Origin of the sequence: Nonomuraea sp. NPDC049400, from assembly GCF_044466425.1 — a bacterium.
In the GTDB taxonomy this organism is placed as follows: Bacteria; Actinomycetota; Actinomycetes; order Streptosporangiales; family Streptosporangiaceae; genus Nonomuraea.
The window spans coordinates 130,176-147,646 of the sequence record NZ_JBITMP010000008.1; the positions used below are offsets into that span (position 1 = coordinate 130,176).

Consider the following 17,471-nt stretch of genomic DNA (forward strand, 5'->3'; position numbering starts at 1 on the left):
GACGGCGTGCCGATCCCCCTTCAGGTGTGGGGCCTTGCGCTGGCGGCCGTCGCGGGTGGGTGTGCCCTGCTCGAAACCCGGATCAGGGCGCGCCGCGACGATCCGCGCGTATTCGTGGTCGAGTTCGTCGCCCGTCCGGACCGGCTTCGCGATCGGCTCAGGGCCGTACGCATTCCGCTGCTGCTCTTCGGCGCGGTCACATGGCTCGCCGCCACGCCGATGGCGGCGACGCCCGCCCCGGTGCTCACCGTACTGGGCCTGGCGGTGGGCCTGATCGGCGTGCCGCTGCCCCGCTCGGTCCAGCAGCCGGAGGGCGCGGGACCACAACTCCGGCTTCAGCTGATCAGGGTGCCGGAGGCAGCCTGCGCCGCCGCCGTGGTCTTCACGTTGGTACGGCCCGACGCCGGGCTGCTGCTGCACTGGGCCCTGCCGGTCCTGGCCGGCTATCTCGTCCGGCTGGCACACACCGGCCAGGAGAAATGGCGGTCGCTGATCGCCATGCTTGATCACCTCAACCGGTGGGGACAGGCCCTGCGCCCGCCGCGTCCGGTCGATCGGTTCTGGTTCGCGGTGTCGATTCTGACGATCGTCTCCCCCATGGCCGCGATCCTGCTCGAACCCTACGAGGACCAGGCCGCGCTCCAGGGGTTGTGCGCGGGCCTGGTGGCGACCCAGCTCTTGGTGGCGGACCTGCGCACGCGTCCCATCCACCGGTGGGTGCGCCGGATGGTCAGAGCTTGGATGGCCGCGGCCGTCGCCCTGGCCGCGGTCGTCGCGGCAGGCCCCGTGGGAGCCGTCGTCGCGGAGTGGTGGGAGGGGAGCGTGCTGTCGGGCTGGCTCGGCGGGATCGTGCTCTCCGCTGTCGTGACCGCCTGCGTTCGCTGGAACATCGTGCCGCTCAGGCCGGTCACCAGATTGGGCCTGTTCCCGTTCTGGACGGCCGCGGTCTTCCATCCCGCGCCCGGCGTCCTGCAGGCGGCGTTCCTGGTCATCCAGACCGAGCTGTTCATCGCCGGATTCGCGGAGCGCGGCATTCCCACCGACATCCAGCGCCGGTGGGCGGCGTACATGATCCAATGGACCCCGGTCCAACGCCTTCGCTTCTTCGGTCCCTGGCTCCACGAGGTGCTCCGCCATGGTGCCGGCTTCGACCTGGCCCGGATCTACCTGGGGTTCGCGGTGCAGTCGGCACGCGGGCGGATGATCCCGGGAGTGGACCCGCTGGGCAGGGACGCCGAGTTGCGCGAGCCGCTCACCGGGCTGGCGGCGCTGCGCTGGACCCAGATCGCGGCCCAGGCGCTCGACCTGGCCGAGACCGAGGTCCTGCCCAGGGCGGCCGGCGGCCGGGCGGAGGCCGTCGCGGGCGAGCTGGGCCAGGTGCGGGCCGAGCTGGCGTTGAGCCGGGCCCTCGTGCTGGGTTACGCCGAGCAGTGGGCGGACGCCGTCCGGGCGTGGCGCGAGGCGAACGAGCGTTACCGCGCACTCAGCCTGCCCGAGCTGGCCGCCACCTGCCGGGTGGGCACGGCCTGGGTATTGCTGCGTTCCGGGGAGCCCGAGGCCGCCCACAAGGAGCTCATCAGGATCCCGCCCGGCCTCCAGCTAGCACCGGGTGTGCTCAAGTGGGTGTACGCGGTGGCGGGACTGTGCGCGCTGGCCGCGGGCGACGACGAGCGGGCCGCGGTCTGCGCCGAGGAGGGTGCCGTTCTGCCTGCCGGGCCACTGGTGCCCGGCGCCTCGCCGATCGACGCCGAAGTGCTGCGGGGGGTGCGCGAACAGGTGAAGGAGGCCTGGTCCGCGTTCACCGAGCGCCGGCCGGTCAGTTCCCCGCAAGTCTCAGCGGGAGGACAAGACGCGCCGGAGCCGGCGTGACCTCCTGAGCGAACGTGTCGAGGTCGTCCGCGGGCACGGCCACGATCAGCTTCTGCGTGGGCACGTGGACGTCCAGCACGATCAGGCCGTCGAACGCGGCCGTCGACGTGCGCACGCCCACCATCTGGCCCCGTCTTATCCGGTCGGCGCCGGCATCGATCGTCACGGTCGTCACCGCCCGCCCGGCCAGCGCTCCGCCCACGCGCGGCCCCAGATCGGCCGGCCGTACCGGGGCCTGGCGCGCGAGGGGCCGCAGCGTGTAGCGGCCGACGAGATCGGCGACCTTCGTCGGGCCCTCCACCTGGCGCAGGGAGCCGCTCGCCAGCACCTGGAAGGCCGGCAGATCGCTCGCGGCCACCACCCCGGCGTCCGAGGGTCCGAGCGGCGGCAGCGCCGCCGCGGCCACCCACGCCAGCCCGCCGATCGCCAGCACGGCGACGGTCAGGGCGGCGCGGATCCGGGAACGCCGCGGCTCGGGCCCGGCCTCGGCCGGCGCCGCCGCGACCTTGGCGGGCGCCTTCTTGACGGGCTCCGGCGGCGTGCCCTCGGCCGGGTACCGCAGCGCGTGGACCTGGTCGAAGTCGGCGGCGCCCTGGTACCAGAGCTTGCCGAGCTGGTGCCACTGCGCGAGCTCCTGCCCCGGCCCGTTGGGCAGGCGCAGCCGCATGGCCTCAAGCAGCAGGAAGCGGTGCACGTCGAAGGCCGCCCTGACGAGCTGCCCGTACGGCCTGGCCGCGCGCACCGCGCCGCGGTAGCCCAGCACGGCCAGCAGCGCGCCGCCCCACACGCACACGGCCGCTCCGGGCCCGGGCAGGAGCAGCACGCCGGCGAGGCCGCCCACCACGGCGAACACCGCGCTCAGGAAGCTCACCGTGACGGCGGTCTCCAGCGCCGCGGCGGCCTGCGCGAACGACGCGCGGAAGGCGTCGGGCAGCACGCTGTACAGCCGCGGCCAGGCGCTGACCGTGTCGAGCCCGTAGCGGTCGCCGTGCTCTTCCGCGGCGCGCAGGATGTTGCCGAGCCTGGTGGGCAGCGTGCGCCCGGCCGATCGGGGATAGGTGAGGAACAGCTCGGGGTCGCCCGGCGCGCGGGCGCGCTGGGCCGTCAGGTGGCGGGCGAGGAGCCTGGTCCGCAGCGGGCGCAGCACGCGCCAGCCGGGCCAGTAACCCTCGTAACAGCGCACCAGTCCTGCCCTGGCGGCGCTGAGCAGGTGTCCGGCGACGACCGTGACCAGGACCACGGCCAGGACGAGCAGCACCCGCGTCTCGGTGGCCAGGCCGTTCCACCAGGCGAGGCTCTCGCCCCAGCCCACGCCGGCGGCGACGACGGCGGCGAGGCCCGCCAGGAAGACCACCAGAGGCACCCACACCGAGGTGAGCTGCCGCCGGTCGAGCAGGGAGGCGGCTCCGTCGAGCAGGCCGGTCACGCTACTGGGCCCAACCGGGCACGAGCAGGTGGTCGCCGCCGTTCGGGCACAAACCGTCCGGCGGCGGATACTCCTCGATGACGCCGGCGTGGCCGCAGGCGGCGCACGTGACCTGGATCAGCCCCGTTGGCGGGTTGGGCAGGCCGTGCAGCTCCCAGTCACTGCCGTCCAGCACGGTGCCGATCGCGTCGCCGTCCTCCTCCAGCGCCTCGTACAGCTCCGCGCGGATGCCGTCCGGCTCCAGAACGCCGATGAGCCGGCCGTCCTCGACCACCAGGACGGCCGGCAGCCCTCCGTTGAGCAGCCGCAGCACGCCGGGGCTAGCCGCCAGCCCGGTCACCGGCTCGTCGGGGCCGACCGCCACCACCGGACCGGGACCCGAGGGCCCGACCACCCAGCGCGGTCCGCCGTCGCCGTCCACCACCACGAGCAGGTCATCCGAGCGCTCCGGGGCCGCCTCGCCGAGCGCCGTCCGGTACGCGGTCAGCATCACGTCCGCGGCCGACTTGACCGTCATCACACGCCTCCTCTTAGTACCAGTCGCCGATCAGTACGAACGCCGCCCAGAAGAACGGATGGGGATACACGGGCCGGTCGAGGTCGGGCGCGGCGCCGCCGGCCGCCAGCAGCAGGGCCCGTTGCCGCAGCGCCTGAGCCGTGCGCCTGACGTGCTCTTCCGCGAGGGTCTCGAGTGCCGCGGCGCAGGCGGCGGCGGCTCCCTCGAAGTCTCGGGCGGCCAGCCGGATCAGCGCCTCGGCCACCAGCAGCCGGGCTCCGGCCTCGCCGCTCACCATGGGCGCGACGGAGGCCAGGTAACCCAGCACCTCGGTGGCCGGCACCTCACGCAGCCACGCCTGCGCGGCACGCAACGCGTCGATCGCGCTGGTCCCGTCGGCCAGGGCCTGGTAGAACCGGCCCAGCAGCAGGGTCGTGGCCAGCTCGTCCACTGTCCAGAGGCTCACCAGCACGGCGGGCGCCCCGGCGTGCAGCACGGCCCGTACGAGGCCGAGCAGCTCGTCCCCCGGCCGGTTGGCGGCCACCCCGGTACGGCAGGCGGCCAGCACCACCAGCGTCCCCGTCAGGCGCAGGCCGAGGAAGCGCTCGGCGGTGAAGAGCCCGTCGGCGAGCAGCACACCGGACCGCATGGGCGCGGTCGCGTCGAACACGCCGTGGCTGCCCACGTGCAGGATGTCCGGCGGGGTGGCGGCCAGCCGCTCGGTGAGCGTGGTGCTCAGCGCCTCGGGTCCGGCGAGGGTCTCGGTGGCGAACAGCTTGCCGAGCAGGGCCGCCTGCGCGCCGCCGAACGTCAGCTTCTCGGTGGCCGGCGGGTCGGCCACGACGAGCGCGCCCCGCCGTACGCCGCCCCGGTTGGCCCGGCAGTAGCGCAGCACCGACGCGCTGGGCGCGTAGGCGACGGAGTGCGCGGCGAGGCCGGGACCGACCGCGTGCAAGGGCACGCGGTGCAGGGCGTCGTGGGGCACCAGCCACAGCCGGTCGCCCGGCGCGAGCCGGTCGGCGACCGGAGTGACCAGGTCGACCAGGAGGTCGTCGGAGAGCAGGTCGGCGATGCGGGCGAGCGCGGCCGGCTGCTTGGGAGCGGACTCCAGGGCCGCGGTGAGCTCGCTCACCAGGGCTCTCACCGACGCCAGCGAGCAGCTGACGGTCACCAGCTCGGGCTCCTGGAGGTCGGCTGAAGCGATCATGATGACCGCCTGGTTCTCCGTCAGAAAGTACTCGGCGAGCATCATCCGTCCGGTCAATCAGGCCTCCTCGGGGTCAATCGTCCGGGCGCTCTCGGCTTGGAGGAACTCGTGCAGCTGCTGATAGGTCATCGGCTCGTTGCGTCCCTGCCGTAACAGCGGCTCGCCGAGCAGCTCCAGCAGGACACGGGAGCGCGCCGTCTCCGACAGGGCGAAGACGGTGGCCGCCCGCCGCTCCGGCCAGCCGTCCCCGGGATGGGGACCCGCCTCGGCGAGCAGGGAGATCATCGCCGTGACGATCCGCTGCGTCGTGACGCCCGAGGCCAGCCGCAGATCGGCGTCGGCGACGGCCCCCCGGAGGCGCTGCTGGATCTCCAGGCCACGGGCGAGGTCGGCGTAGGCCGCGGCAGGGGCGAGCCGGCGCAACGCGAAGCCGAGGTCGAGCAGGGCCCAGCAGGCGTGGACGGGCTGATTCTCGCGCTCCAGGAGATCGGCCGCCTCGCGGACCTTGGCCGCTCCGTCGATGGCCTGGCCGGCCATCCACAACTTGATCCCGGCCTCGGCCAGCTTTCCCGCCTGCTCGTTGTGCCTGGCGACGACCAGCGGCGGGATCCGCCGCTCTCCGAGGTCGACCGTGTAGAGGTCGACCCCGAAGAGGCGGTCGGCCCCGACGTTGATCAGCTCGTAGATCGCGAGCGAGTCCAGGTGGGAGGGTGGCCAGGCCGGCTCCGTCCCCGCCTGGCGGGCCTCCCGGTAGATCCGCAGGGCGTCGCGCCGGCGTACGGGCACGGCCTCGGCCTCGCGCCGGTAGCGCCGGGCCGCCTCGCGGTCGCCCAGCAACTCGTAGCAGGTGCTGATCCCGGTGAGCGCCATACGCCGGGTCAGCGGGACGAGCCCGGGATGCGCCGCCAGCGGCTCCAGCTCCTCCAGGACCTGTTGGGGCCGCATCCGCTGGGACATGGTCGCGGCCACGGTTGCGGCCGCCTGGCCTGACAGCTCCTCGGCCACCATGTTGACCAGGCCGTGCTGGAGCCGGAGCCGCCGCGCCGCCAGGTTCTCGCGCGCCGCCTCCTCCTTCTGCCCGAGCACGTCGTGGATGTCCCCTCTGGCCTCCGCGAGGTGGGCGTCGGCGAGGTCGAGCGCGCGCTGCTCACGCGCGGTGGTGTGGGGGTAGAGGAGGCGGACGGAGCTCATCACCGCCTCGCCCAGATTCGTCCAGTGGAAGGCCGCCGCCCCCGTACGCGCTACGGTCGGATGGATCTTCTCCAGCTGCTCGCTCTGCTTGGTCGCCTGGGCGGCCGAGAATCCCTCGTAGCACAGCGTGTGCACCAGCGACAGGTCAGGCGGCAGCCGGTTCCAGGCCGCGAGCCGCCTGGCGCGCTCGTCGTACTTGTACTGCCGGGTGCCCTCGGCGAAACGCCGGTGGTCGAACGCGCGCGGGCGCAGCCACGGCCCCCGTACCAGCCGGTATAACACGATCGCCACGGGTGACCGCTGCCTGTGCAGGGCGCTGCCGGACCAGGATCGGAGCACCTCGGCCCGGTACTCCCCGGGGCGGTCGCCGAATCGCTGGGCGTCGAGCCGGCGCATCACGTCTGACGGCAGAGCCAGACTCCTGATCTTGAGCAGCTCCAGCGGCAGGGAGAACCCGGCAAGCAGGGCGGCGAAGACTGCCAGGCTCTGGTCGCCGCGGAACATCGCGACGAGGAAGACGAACAGGCCCTGCATGAGAAAGGCGTTGGGCAGCACGCCGCGCGCGCCTTCCAGAAACCGTCCCAGCGGCGTCCATCGCCAGGCCACCAGGACGAACGCCAGCCAGAACTGGTAGCGCTCCAGCCACGGATAGCTGTGCCAGGTCTCGGCCAGCCACGGGGCGAGCGGGCTCAGCGAGTAGGCGTAGGCGATGTTGCGCCACCAGCACTCGCCTCCCAGGACGCGCCCCCGCTGGAGCGGAGAGAGCCGTCTGGTGGCGTGCAGGTGAGCCAGGTTCACGATGGTGAGAACCACAGCCGGTCCGAGGAGCAGCGGCGCGGGCACAGGGGAGCCGCGCAGCACGAACCAGAGCGCCAGCACAGTCGGCAGCAGGCCGACACCCGCATATACCACGGGCCAGAACCGCATGCCGACATCGTCGCAGTTTCCAGGGTTCCGTGGCGGGAATCGGCCGAACCCCCGAACAACGGCGGCTGGAACGGGGACATTTGTCTTGTGCCCACCATCATGCAGCTGACGGGTGTCACGCTGGCGGTCGTGTGCGGCTGGTGCCTGCTGGCCCAGCGGCGGGTGCGGGCCCGCAGGAAAGACCCGCGTGTCCTCATGCTGGACACCATCGTCACCCCGGCCAGTCCGCTGGCCGTGCTGGCTCTTCCGGCTGCCGTGTGGACCGGCGCCGCGGTTCTCATCGCCGGGCCGCTGCGCGAGCTCGATCCGCGCCTGCTCGTCCCCTGCGCGCTGCTCCTCGGTGCGATCGGCCTGTCCCAGGCCGGGCTGGGCGCGGCCCTGGGCTATGCCTTCCTCGTGCCCAGCCAGGATCTGCTGCTGGCGTGGGCGCTGCCGATCACTGCGGGTGCGCTCTTCAGGCTGGGGCACGCCCAGCCGATGATGTGGCGGTCGTACACCACCATGACGCGCACGATCAAACGCTGGGGCGCGGTGGTGACCCCGCCGGTTGTCGCGGACCGCTTATGGATCGCGGCGGGCATCGGCGCCGTGGTGTCCCCGCTCGTCGCGCTCGCCCTGACCGCCGGCGGGCCGGATCTTCCCCTCCGTACGGCCTGCGCGGTCATGGTGGCCTTCCAGCTCGGCGCGGCGTTCTCGGCCTCCAGCGGGCGCCATCGCTGGATCCGGCGGATGGGCCTGGCCTGGCTGGCGGGCTCGGTCGCCCTTGTGGCGCTGCTCGCCGGCGGGCCGCCGGGGGCGTGGCTGGCCGCGCAGTGGCCGGGGGGCGTGGCGGGCGGGCTGTTCCTGTCCGGCGTCTCGGTGCTCGCCTGGTCGGGCCGCTTCGGCTCCGCCGGCCTCTGGCGGCTGCCGACGTTCGCGCTGCGGGCGATGAGTGGCCTCGGCCTTGTGCCGTACTGGACGATCGTGGTGTTCCATCCGCGGCCCGACGCGCTGGTCACGACCGGGATGCTGCTCGGCGCGGAGACGCTGCTCGTCCTGTTGCGGCCAATCGTCGGGGAGGATCGGTTGCTGGCGACGCTCGACGCGCGCTTCTACGCCCACACGATCTTCTGGCCGCAGAACAGCAGGCTCTGGCAGCTCGGTTGCTGGCTCCACGACGGGTTCCTGCGGCGCACGAGCCGCTTCGACTACGCGCCCGTGCGGATCTTCCTCGGCATGGCCGTCCTCGGCGCGCGCGGGCACATCGCGCCCGGGCAGGCATCCTCCGGCTTCGACCGAAGTTCGCGCCGGCCGCTGAGCGGTCTCGACGCGCTGCGCTGGACACAGGCGGCGAGCCAGGCACTCGACCTGATCGACGCCGAGGTCGCGCCCCGGCTCCGCGAGGACCGGCTCGACGAGCTGCGCCGCGACCAGGATCACGCCCGTGCCGACGTCGCCCTCACGCGCGCGATCGTCCTCGGCCACGCCTCCCAGTGGCCGCAGGCGCTCGACGAGTGGCGCGACGCCGCCCGCCGCTACCGCGCCCTGGGCAAGCAGCCCTCCCCGGCGTGCGCGGGTGAGCGGCTGGCCAGAACCGGCGCGGCCTGGGTCCTCGCCTGCCGGCTCTCCCAGCTGGACGCGGCCCGCAGGGAGCTCGCCCGGCTGCCGCCGAACCCGCCGCCCGATGCCCTGGCCAGGTGGGCGGCCCTCGTCTCCGGCGCGGCGGCCCGGGATGCCGGGACCGCCGCGAAGGACCTGGCCCGGGCGCGCGATCTGCCCAGGAAACCGTCGCTGGACTGGCTGCACGCCGAGGTCGTCACCGGCCTCACGGAGATCTTCGCCACGGTGGAGGACGACCTGGCGGCGAGGTCGACTGTATCGTTCAGATGATGGGAACATCCGAGTGAGGCGAGGGGGCCGCAGTGGTCAGGCTGACCCGGGCGCAGCAGCAGGAACGCACCCGAGCGGCCGTGCTGGCCGCGGCAAGGGCGGAGTTCGCCGAGCGCGGATACGCCGACGCCAAGGTCGACCGGATCGCGGAGCGGGCCGAGCTGACCCGTGGCGCGGTGTACTCGAACTTCCCGAGCAAGCGCGCGCTCTACCTCGCGGTCCTCATCGACTCGGCCGAACATCCCGGCGCGAAAGAGGCGTCGTCGTCCTCCCTGGCGGCGGCATTGAGCTCGTTCGCTCGCGTCTGGCTCGAACGGCTGCCGTTGACCGGGGACACGCCCGCCGGCGGGAAGCTGCAGTTGCGCTCGCTGGCCGGGGTGTTCGACGACGAGCCAGGCCGCACCGCGCTGGCCCAGATCACCAGGCTGGAGGCGCTGCTGCTCGCCCTCGCGCTGGAGTCACGCGTACCACGCCACACGCGGCGGGTGCGGCTGGCCGAATTGGTCCTCACGCTGTTGACCGGAGCCGGCCACCTGGCCGACGCGGCGCCCGGTTTCGGCGACCCCTTCGACGTGACACAGGCCTGCCGGCACCTGGCCGGCCTCGACCTCGCCGACACATGGGACCCGCCGCACCTGCCCTACATCGCCCCCGCGCGAGCTGTCCGGGACGCCTGGGAGCCGCCGGCGGAGCTGCCGGACCAGATCAGCGGCCACCAGGCCGGATTCGACGCCGACGGCGTGATCGCGGTCCTCGGCGCCGGCCGGCTGGAGGCGGCCGAGGAAGCCGTCCGCGCCGCCCACCCGGGCGACCGCGTCACCGTGGCCGTGGTGACCGGCGATCCCGCCGAGCTCGGACGTCTCGTCCTGCTCAGGGTCGGCGACCTCACCGGTTGCCTGCGACGGGTGTTCGCGCCGGACGCCTTGCCCTTCCTGCGCGTCGTCCTCGACGACCACGCCACCATCGCCTCGGCCGTCGGAGTCCCGGACGTCGACGACGCCACCGAGGCCGCGGTACGCGTGCAGGCCGGCAAGATCGTCGCCCGGGCCACCGGGCGGGGCGCCGCCCACGCGGCCGCGACCGCCGGCCCACTTTCCCGCTAGCCAGCACCCTGAAGTGCCGTTTCCCGGGGTCGAAGATGGGTGCTGGTGGTGCAGACGGCGGCCGTCGGCGGCGGGAATCGTAGGGCAGTACAGCAAGTCTTTCTGCCGAGGAAGTGGCGCGATGACCGCCGACATCCACCGTCTGCCGATGATGCTCCATGCCGTCTTGTGCTGTTCCGGACCACGCTCGCTGCGCGAAGCGACATCGCCGCGCCGTACCAGCCGAGACGAGGGCCATCCGCGCACGCGGTGCTTTCGCGAGCTCGTGCGCAGGGCGAGATCGGTGCTCCAGGACCGCCGAGCTTCATGGGAGCTGCCACAGGATGCGGCGTCGATACCCGCGGGACGTCACCTGGTCAGCAACAAACTGGCCGAATGGGGCATCCATCGGCGCAGCGAGATCATGGACGTCATGCAGTTGCTCGCCACCGAGCTGCCCACCAATGCCGTGGAGCACGCCCGTGGGGACCCGGTCCTCACCCTGTCGGCGCGCGGCGACACCCTTCGCTGCGAGGTCTGGGACGAGGACCCCCGGCTCCCGTGCACCCGGCGATCCGGCCCCGGCGACGAGGGCGGGCGCGGGCTCTGCATGGTCCATCTGCTGTCCAAGCGCTGGGGTGTCGATCTCACCCACACAGGCAAGGCCGTGTGGTTCGAGGCAAGCTGACGACCGCGCGGCCCGAAGACCTAGAGGTTCTCCGGCACGTCGATCATCTCGTTGAGCAGGGGCACGAGCTGCTCCTCCTCGTAATCCAGGTGTGCCTCCAGCTCCGCTCCGAGCCGGTCGAGCTCGGTCGCGAGTTCGACGCCGCCGCCCGCGTCCAGGAGGGTCCGGATCTGCGCCAGGATGCGCCCGACCACCTGGTGTTCGCTGCGCAGCCGGGTCAGCACCGCGGCCAGTTCGGGATGCAGGCCGTCCAGATGTGGGAAGAGCACGCCGTCCTCGCCGGAGTGGTGGGCGTGCAGGGCTTCGCAGAAGGTCAGGCAGTGCTCCCGGATGCTCGGGCTCCAGCTGGACGTACGCCGCAGTTCCACGAGATCGCGGCGGAACCCGTCGTGCAGCTTCACCAGCTCGTCACCCCATGCGATCAGCCGCCGGCCGGTCGTGTCGTCGTCGTGGGTCATGCCGGTTCCTCCTTCACCAGGCCGGGAACCCGACCCAGAACGCCATGCGCGTAGCCGAAAATCGCTGAGACGAGGGCCGCGAGCGCCGCGGCGCCGAAGCTCCATCCCGCACCCGAGCCGGACATCATGGCCGCGGTCACCGCTCCCGCCAGACTGCTTCCGACAAGCCTGACCAGGGCGTTCACGCCTCCGGCCGCCGCCGTCCTGGCGGGTTCGACGTGTTCGACGGCCATCGTGCCGAGCGCCGCGTAGCCGAGGCCGATGCCCACGCCCAGGACGAGCGCCGCCCCGTACAGGTCGGACGAGCGGTGGTGCGCCAGGCTCAGCCACAGGGCGGCCACGGCCACCAGCGAGGATCCGCTGCCGACCAGCGACGAGGCCGAGAAGCGGCGCATCAGACGGCCCGCGAACAGCGAGACCGTCAGCATCAGCAACGCCGTCGGCAGCAGGTACAGGCCGACCTGGAGCACAGAGGCGCCCAGCGCCGTCTGCGCCACGGACGACAGCGTGGTGATGACGCCGAACAGCGCGAACCCGAGCAGCAGCGACGCCACCGTCGCGCCCACCGTCCCGCGGTGCGTCAGCATGGGGATCTCGATCAGCGGCGACGCGGTACGCCGGGCCGTCGCGACCCAGATGACGAACACCGCGACGCCCGCCGCGAGCAGTCCCAAGGTGGGCGGGGAGGTCCAGCCCCAGGCCGCGCCCTTGGTGATGGCCAGCAGCAGGCAGACCAGCCAGGCGGCCACCAGCGCGGCGCCCGCGAGATCGGGACGCCCGTCGGGCGCGGGCCGGGCAGGTTCGGGGACGAAGAGGGCGACCAGCACGAAAGCGACCACGCCGAGCCCGGCCAGGATCCAGAACAGCGCCTGGTACGTGCCGCCGACCAGGCCCGCAAGGATCATGCCCGCGCCGCTGCCGACCCCCATCATGGCGCTCAGCACGCCGATGGCCGTCGGGAGCCGGTCGCGTGCCACCTGCTGCCTGGCCATGCCCATGGACAGCGGCAGCAGGGGCGCGGCCACGCCCTGCAGCACCCGACCGGCGATGACCAGGGCAAGCGTGGTGGCCACGGCGCTCAGCAGCGCCCCGGCGATCAGCAGGCCGAGGGTGGCCATGGCCACGCGCCGCCTGCCGTACAGGTCACCGAGGCGCGACAGCAGCGGGATGGAGACCGCGCCGGACAGCAGCGCGGCGGTCACGGTCCAGGAAACGGAGGTGAGCGGCACCTGGAGCTGGCGTTGCAGCACGGGAAGCAGGGGCACCACCGCGGTCATCTGCAGGGTCCCCACGGCCACGGCGAACGCGAGTACGCCGACGGCCGCCCAAGGCGACTTTTTATACATGTATAGAAAGTAGCATGGCAGGATGTCGGCGCGCACGGGGCGGCCCCCCAAGATCTCCAGAGCGGACATCGTGTCCGCGGCCCACCGCATCATCGACGAGGAGGGCGTATCGGGCCTGACCATGCGCAGGCTGGCCCGCGAGGTCGGCACCACGCCGATGGCTCTTTACCACCACGTCCAGGACAAGGACGAGCTGCTCCAGCTGCTCCTCGACGACTACGCGAGCGGCATGCCCAGGCCGGAGCTGCCCGACGGCGAGGGCGAGCGCATCGTGGTCGCCGCCGTCGCCATGCGGCAGGCGTTGATCGGCGTGCCGTGGACCGTCGAAGTGCTCAGAGCCGACGACCTGGTGTCCGTCCACGCGCTGTGGTACCCGGAAACGATCATCGATGCGGCCGTACGCGCCGGGCTCACCCCGGAGACGGCCGTGGACCTGTACCGGATCATCTGGCACTACACCGCGGGTGAGATCAGCGCGCGGGCGGCCGCCGGACGCCGGCGCGAGGGCGGCAAGCCGACCTATCGCAGCCGGCTGTTCGCGAACCTCGACGCGGCCGAGCTACCCCGCCTGGCCGCGCTGGGCGAACGCTGGGAGGAGCTGACCGCCCGCGACACCTACGAGAAGGGGGTGCGGGCGATCGTGCAGGGCCTGCTGCCGATGTCGGCTAGCTCGTGACGATGTCGCCCGCGAGCGCTGCCGCCGGCGTTCCCCACGACTCGAGCCTCGTACGGATCTCCTCGGGCACGGGACGGGACAGCGCGTCGCGGTAGGCCTCGTCCAGCAGCGCGTCGATCTCCACGCGCCCGCCCGACTCGGCGGAGCGGACCGCCGCCGCGACCATGGCGAGGCTGCGGATGTTGCGGGCGATCGCTCCGGACGGCTCCACGCCCGTGCGCAGCGCCGCGACGAATTCCACGAGCGCCCCGGCGATCTGCTCGTTGTCCCCCGGCGGCACGCTGGCCGCGCCGCTGACACTGGAGGCGACGCGGTCCTCGCCGTCCCAGGTGGCCGTGCCCGCGGAGCCGGAGGCCCGCCACTCGCCGTTCCAGGACGTCTCCAGACCGTCCGCGCACCAGCTGCCGGTGAACACGTAGCGGGCGCCGTCGTCGAAGAGGAAGTTCGCCGTCGCCGCCGCGTCGCCCCGGTACCAGCTCCAGGCCGGGTTCCAGCTCTCGCAGACGACCGAGACCGGCTCCGCGCCGAGCAGGTATCGGGCGGCGTCGAAGGCGTGGATGGCCATGTCGACCAGCAGCGGCTGCTCCATCTCGTCACGGAAGCCGCCGAACCGCGGGCCGCGGAAGAAGCCGGTGGTGAGCAGCCCCGCCGTGCCGAGCTCGGCGATCCGGTGACGGAACTCCGCGAGGGCGGCGAAGTACCGGCGCGACTGGCTGATCATCAGCAGCTGTCCGGACGCCTCGGCGGCCGCGGCCTGGACGAGCGCCTCCGCGAGGGTCGGCGCCGCCGGTTTCTCGCACAGGACCGGCAGCCCGGCGAACAACGCCTCGGCGTTGACCGCGCCGTGCGCCGCCGGAACGGTGACGTTCACGACGGCGTCCGGCGCGGTGGACGCGAGGAGCTCGCTGAGCGAGGCGCCCACCTCGGCCTCGCCGCCGACGGCTCGTACGGCCGCCCGCGCCAGGTCCGTGTCGAGGTCGACCACCCCGACCAGCTCGACGTCGTCGGAGGCGGTCAGGGTTCCTATCCAGGCGCGGCCCATCGCGCCCGCCCCCACCTGCACGACACGGAGCGGGCGTGCCGGGTCGGCGGCACGGGCGAAAGGGCTCACTCGGCGTGCTCCTTGTTGTGCATCGCGCCGCGGTAACCGTGCCCGCTGAAGAAGTCGCCCGCGTCGTAGCGGAGCAGGGTCGGCAGCTCGCGCCGTGACCGGTCGCCGGCCGCCCACTCGACGCCGTTGGCGATGACGTGCAGGACGTCCGGGTGATGGTACACCGGATAGTCCTGGTCGCCCGGACTGAAGTAGAAGATCTTGCCGTTGCCGCGCCGGAAGGTGCATCCGCTGCGGAAGACCTCGCCGCCGGTGAAGGAGCTGATGAAGACGAGCTCGTCGGGCACCGGGATGTCGAACTGCTCGCCGTACATCTCCTGGACGGGGATCTCGATGGGGTGCGGGATGCCGCGGGCGATGGGATGGGTCGGGTTCACCGTCCAGACCAGCTCGCGGTCGTTCTCGCTGCGCCAGCGCAGCGTGCACGTGGTGCCCATGAGCTTGGTGAAGATCTTCGACCAGTGGCCGGAGTGCAGCACGATCAGCCCCATTCCCGACAGGACATGCCGGTGCACCCGCTCGACCACCTCATCGGCCACCTCCGCGTGAGCGGCGTGACCCCACCAGGTGAGCACGTCGGTGTTCGCGAGCACCTCCTCGGTCAGGCCGTGCTCGGGATCGTCGAGCGTGGCCGTGGCGACGGCCGCCTTCTCACCCAGCCAGCCCTCGATGCCCCGGCGGATGGCGTTGTGCATGCCGTCGGGGTAGATCTCGGCCACACGGGGTTCGACCTGCTCGTGGCGGTTCTCGCCCCATACCGTGACGTTTATTTTCACGCACGTTCCTTTCTCACTTGATCGCGCCGCTGACGGCGCCGGCCCGGGATTCGAAACAGCATGGAAAATGAATCAGCAAGTACGTGGTGCGCGAAGCCGAGCGCACCGGTCGCGGGATCGCCTTCACCCTGGTCGATCCCGCCTAAACCAGCCAGGCCTGCCCGGAATGCGGATGGACCAGCAGGGCGAATCGGCCGGCACGGGGCCACTTCGCCTGCACCTGGTGCGGCCTCGCTGGGCACGCCGACCACATCGCGGCCCGCAACATCGCCCAACGCGGCGTCGCGGGCTGGGCTGCTGTCAACCAGCCACACGCTACCGGCCTCCCTTCAGCGGCCACTGGCGGATGAGTCACGGAGAGAGCCAGGAGATGCGGGACGCATCGCCCTCGAGACATGGACAGGTGGTAAAGCGCTTAACCACGCTCGCTTGTGAAGTATGTTGCGCCTGTCGTCGTGTGATGTCAATAACTGGTTAAGCGATTTACCGAAGAAGCCGCGATAGGGTTACCCTGCTCTTCGCGCGTCCTCACGAGCCGGGAGGCAGCATCCATGGTCACGATGCGCGACGTCGCGGAGCGAGCCAATGTCTCCATCGCCACGGTCTCCTTCGTCATCAACGGCACCAAGCGGGTCGCGCCGGAGACCCGGGCCCGCATCGAGGCGGCCATCGAGGAGCTGGACTACCGGCGAAACGTCGTCGCCCGCGCCCTGGCCAGCTCGCGCACGCGCATCCTCGCGCTGTTGCACCCCTGCCGCGAGGCCTGGCCGAACGCCACAGGCAACCAGTTCGTCATGAGCGCCGCCCAGGGCGCTCGCGCGCGCGGCTACGACCTCGTGCTGTGGCCCGTGAACGACGACGAGCAGATGTCGCACCTGCTCGCCGGCGGCCTCGTCGACGGCGCGCTGCTCATGGAGGTCCAGTTCCGCGACCCCCGCGTCGACCGGCTCATCGCCTCCCGGCTTCCCTTCGCGCTGATCGGACGGACCGAGAACGAGGACCTGCCGTTCGTCGACATGGACTTCGCCACCACGATCGACCAGGCGGTCGAGCATCTCCGGTCGTTCGGCCACCGGCGCATGGCGCTCGTCACCCTGCGTATGAAGGCCCCGTCCGAGAACGAGCCCGGCTGGATCATGCGGGTGAAATCCGCGTACCGCGACGCGATGGCGGCCCTCGGCGAGCCGTCCGCCGTCATCGCCGTGGAGGGCACGTCGGCCGGAGGGCGGGAGGCGGCCCGCCGGCTCAGCGAGGACTTCCCGGAGGTGACGGCCGTCATCCTGGTGAACGAGCGCGCTTCGGCGGGGCTGGTCAAGGGGGCACGAGCGCTCGGCCGCGCCGTACCGGACGACCTTTCGGTCATCTCCGCGGCGACCAGCGCCGAGTTCGGCGAGATGATCGAGCCGTCCCTCACCGTCATGGCGGCACCCGCCTCCCAGCTGGGACACCTCGGCGTGAACGCTCTGATCGACCAGCTCGAAGGGGTCCAGGACGCCCCGCCGCACACCCTCATCCCCTGCACCCTGGTGCCGGGCCAGTCAGTCGGCCCCGCCCCGGCTCGCCAGTAGCCGTTGCACGATCATCCCGATCAGCAGCGGGACCACCGCCCACCCGGCGAGCACGGTGAACGCCGCCCAGGTAGGCATGATGTCGGGCAACTGCTCGATCAGCTGGAGCGCCGGCCACGTCGGCAGGAACCTGTTGACCTCCTCGCCCCAGGGCAGCATGTTGGCGACGAACGGCAGCAGGAGAACGATCGCCACCAGCGCCGCGGTCGCCACGGCCCCGTTGCGCAGGATTGCGCCGAGCGCCAGTCCGAGCAGGGTGGTCGCCGCGATCATGAGCGTGCCACCGCCGATCACCTTCCAGGCTTCGGCGGGCAGCGGTGAGGGGTGGAACCCCGCGGCCACGAGCCGCCCGAAGAGATAGCCGGGAACCGCGATGAGCAGCGAGGCGGCGATCGCGGCCCCGCCCAGCACCGCCGCCTTGGCCACCAGCACCCGCCCTCTGGATGGCATGGCCACCAGGGTCGTGTCGATCATGCCGGACGCGTACTCGCCGGTGATCGTCATCGTGCCCAGCATGCCGAGCGGCAGCTGGCCCAGGATCACTCCCACGTAGACGGCCACGATGATGCCCATGGCTGCCTGGTCGGGCGTGCGGCCCGGGTCCCAGCGCGAGATGACGGTGGCGGCGCCGAGCGCGGTGAGCGCGAGCGACAACAGGACGCCGACGCCCAGCGCCCACCAGGTCGAACGCAGCGTGCGCAACTTGATCCACTCGGCGGCGATCGTGTTCACGGCGCACACTTCCCGACGACCTCCATGAACACGTCCTCCAGCGACGCGC

The 17,471-nt window shown here is 72.3% G+C and carries 15 protein-coding genes and 1 pseudogene; 7 read left to right on the forward strand and 9 right to left on the reverse strand.

The features are described from left to right. The first annotated feature begins 6 nt into the window (after positions 1 to 6). On the forward strand, positions 7 to 1,869 hold the full coding sequence (locus ACIBVN_RS14270) for a hypothetical protein (protein ID WP_397136222.1): 1,863 nt from the start codon (positions 7 to 9) through the stop codon (positions 1,867 to 1,869). On the opposite strand, the gene ACIBVN_RS14275 is transcribed toward ACIBVN_RS14270, so the two are convergent. From ACIBVN_RS14275 to ACIBVN_RS14290, 4 genes are read right to left on the reverse strand one after another with little or no spacing between them, the layout of a single operon-like run. Beyond that, positions 1,817 to 3,295: a hypothetical protein gene (locus ACIBVN_RS14275; RefSeq protein ID WP_397136224.1), complete on the reverse strand. Its 1,479-nt coding sequence runs from the start codon at positions 3,293 to 3,295 to the stop codon at positions 1,817 to 1,819. The two genes, ACIBVN_RS14270 and ACIBVN_RS14275, sit on opposite strands and share 53 nt — an antisense overlap. 1 nt (position 3,296) lies before the next feature. Further along, complete coding sequence (locus tag ACIBVN_RS14280; RefSeq protein WP_397136226.1) at positions 3,297 to 3,812, reverse strand: hypothetical protein; 516 nt, start codon at positions 3,810 to 3,812, stop codon at positions 3,297 to 3,299. Between the two features lie 13 nt (positions 3,813 to 3,825). After that, positions 3,826 to 5,055: a CHAT domain-containing protein gene (locus ACIBVN_RS14285; protein ID WP_397136228.1), complete on the reverse strand. Its 1,230-nt coding sequence runs from the start codon at positions 5,053 to 5,055 to the stop codon at positions 3,826 to 3,828. Continuing rightward, positions 5,056 to 7,116: a hypothetical protein gene (locus ACIBVN_RS14290; protein ID WP_397136230.1), complete on the reverse strand. Its 2,061-nt coding sequence runs from the start codon at positions 7,114 to 7,116 to the stop codon at positions 5,056 to 5,058. Between the two features lie 87 nt (positions 7,117 to 7,203). Here ACIBVN_RS14290 and ACIBVN_RS14295 point away from each other — a divergent pair, with 87 nt between their 5' ends. From ACIBVN_RS14295 to ACIBVN_RS14305, 3 genes are all read left to right on the forward strand, one after another. Continuing rightward, complete coding sequence (locus tag ACIBVN_RS14295) at positions 7,204 to 8,985, forward strand: hypothetical protein (RefSeq protein ID WP_397136232.1); 1,782 nt, start codon at positions 7,204 to 7,206, stop codon at positions 8,983 to 8,985. 32 nt (positions 8,986 to 9,017) lie between these two features. Next, the gene (locus tag ACIBVN_RS14300; protein WP_397136234.1) at positions 9,018 to 10,088 is read left to right on the forward strand and encodes a TetR/AcrR family transcriptional regulator; all 1,071 of its coding nucleotides are present in this window, start codon (positions 9,018 to 9,020) and stop codon (positions 10,086 to 10,088) included. Between the two features lie 283 nt (positions 10,089 to 10,371). Further along, a complete protein-coding gene (locus tag ACIBVN_RS14305) occupies positions 10,372 to 10,755 on the forward strand; it encodes an ATP-binding protein (protein ID WP_397136236.1) in 384 nt (127 codons plus the stop codon). A 20-nt stretch (positions 10,756 to 10,775) separates the two neighbouring features. On the opposite strand, the gene ACIBVN_RS14310 is transcribed toward ACIBVN_RS14305, so the two are convergent. Both ACIBVN_RS14310 and ACIBVN_RS14315 read right to left on the reverse strand, forming a co-directional pair. Beyond that, positions 10,776 to 11,213, reverse strand: coding sequence for a hemerythrin domain-containing protein (locus tag ACIBVN_RS14310; RefSeq protein ID WP_397136238.1), 438 nt, complete (start codon positions 11,211 to 11,213; stop codon positions 10,776 to 10,778). Beyond that, positions 11,210 to 12,559 (reverse strand): MFS transporter, encoded by a 1,350-nt coding sequence (locus ACIBVN_RS14315; protein WP_397136240.1) that lies wholly within the window; start codon positions 12,557 to 12,559, stop codon positions 11,210 to 11,212. Before ACIBVN_RS14315 ends, ACIBVN_RS14310 begins: the two co-directional genes overlap by 4 nt. A 22-nt stretch (positions 12,560 to 12,581) precedes the next feature. Here ACIBVN_RS14315 and ACIBVN_RS14320 point away from each other — a divergent pair, with 22 nt between their 5' ends. Beyond that, positions 12,582 to 13,235 carry a TetR/AcrR family transcriptional regulator gene (locus ACIBVN_RS14320; RefSeq protein ID WP_397136242.1) on the forward strand — a complete coding sequence of 218 codons (654 nt, stop codon included), beginning with the start codon at positions 12,582 to 12,584 and terminating at the stop codon, positions 13,233 to 13,235. Here ACIBVN_RS14320 and ACIBVN_RS14325 read toward each other — a convergent pair. Beyond that, positions 13,225 to 14,346: a Gfo/Idh/MocA family protein gene (locus ACIBVN_RS14325; RefSeq protein ID WP_397136244.1), complete on the reverse strand. Its 1,122-nt coding sequence runs from the start codon at positions 14,344 to 14,346 to the stop codon at positions 13,225 to 13,227. The two genes, ACIBVN_RS14320 and ACIBVN_RS14325, sit on opposite strands and share 11 nt — an antisense overlap. Beyond that, positions 14,343 to 15,122 (reverse strand): ThuA domain-containing protein, encoded by a 780-nt coding sequence (locus tag ACIBVN_RS14330; RefSeq protein WP_397136246.1) that lies wholly within the window; start codon positions 15,120 to 15,122, stop codon positions 14,343 to 14,345. Before ACIBVN_RS14330 ends, ACIBVN_RS14325 begins: the two co-directional genes overlap by 4 nt. Positions 15,123 to 15,328: 206 nt before the next feature. On the opposite strand from ACIBVN_RS14330, the pseudogene ACIBVN_RS14335 reads away from it, so the two are divergent. Both ACIBVN_RS14335 and ACIBVN_RS14340 read left to right on the forward strand, forming a co-directional pair. After that, positions 15,329 to 15,472, forward strand: a pseudogene (locus tag ACIBVN_RS14335) (hypothetical protein); the annotation flags it as partial. A gap of 201 nt (positions 15,473 to 15,673) precedes the next feature. Continuing rightward, positions 15,674 to 16,690, forward strand: coding sequence for a LacI family DNA-binding transcriptional regulator (locus ACIBVN_RS14340; RefSeq protein WP_397136248.1), 1,017 nt, complete (start codon positions 15,674 to 15,676; stop codon positions 16,688 to 16,690). Here ACIBVN_RS14340 and ACIBVN_RS14345 read toward each other — a convergent pair. Beyond that, on the reverse strand, positions 16,661 to 17,422 hold the full coding sequence (locus ACIBVN_RS14345) for an ABC transporter permease (RefSeq protein WP_397136250.1): 762 nt from the start codon (positions 17,420 to 17,422) through the stop codon (positions 16,661 to 16,663). The two genes, ACIBVN_RS14340 and ACIBVN_RS14345, sit on opposite strands and share 30 nt — an antisense overlap. Between the last annotated feature and the right edge of the window lie 49 nt (positions 17,423 to 17,471).

Coding starts and splice junctions, on each gene's coding strand:
- ACIBVN_RS14280 (WP_397136226.1), bottom strand. CDS start 3,812: ATGACGGTCAAGTCGGCCGCGGACGTGATGCTGACCGCGTACCGGACG.
- ACIBVN_RS14290 (WP_397136230.1), bottom strand. CDS start 7,116: ATGCGGTTCTGGCCCGTGGTATATGCGGGTGTCGGCCTGCTGCCGACT.
- ACIBVN_RS14310 (WP_397136238.1), bottom strand. CDS start 11,213: ATGACCCACGACGACGACACGACCGGCCGGCGGCTGATCGCATGGGGT.
- ACIBVN_RS14315 (WP_397136240.1), bottom strand. CDS start 12,559: ATGTATAAAAAGTCGCCTTGGGCGGCCGTCGGCGTACTCGCGTTCGCC.
- ACIBVN_RS14320 (WP_397136242.1), top strand. CDS start 12,582: ATGTCGGCGCGCACGGGGCGGCCCCCCAAGATCTCCAGAGCGGACATC.
- ACIBVN_RS14340 (WP_397136248.1), top strand. CDS start 15,674: ATGGTCACGATGCGCGACGTCGCGGAGCGAGCCAATGTCTCCATCGCC.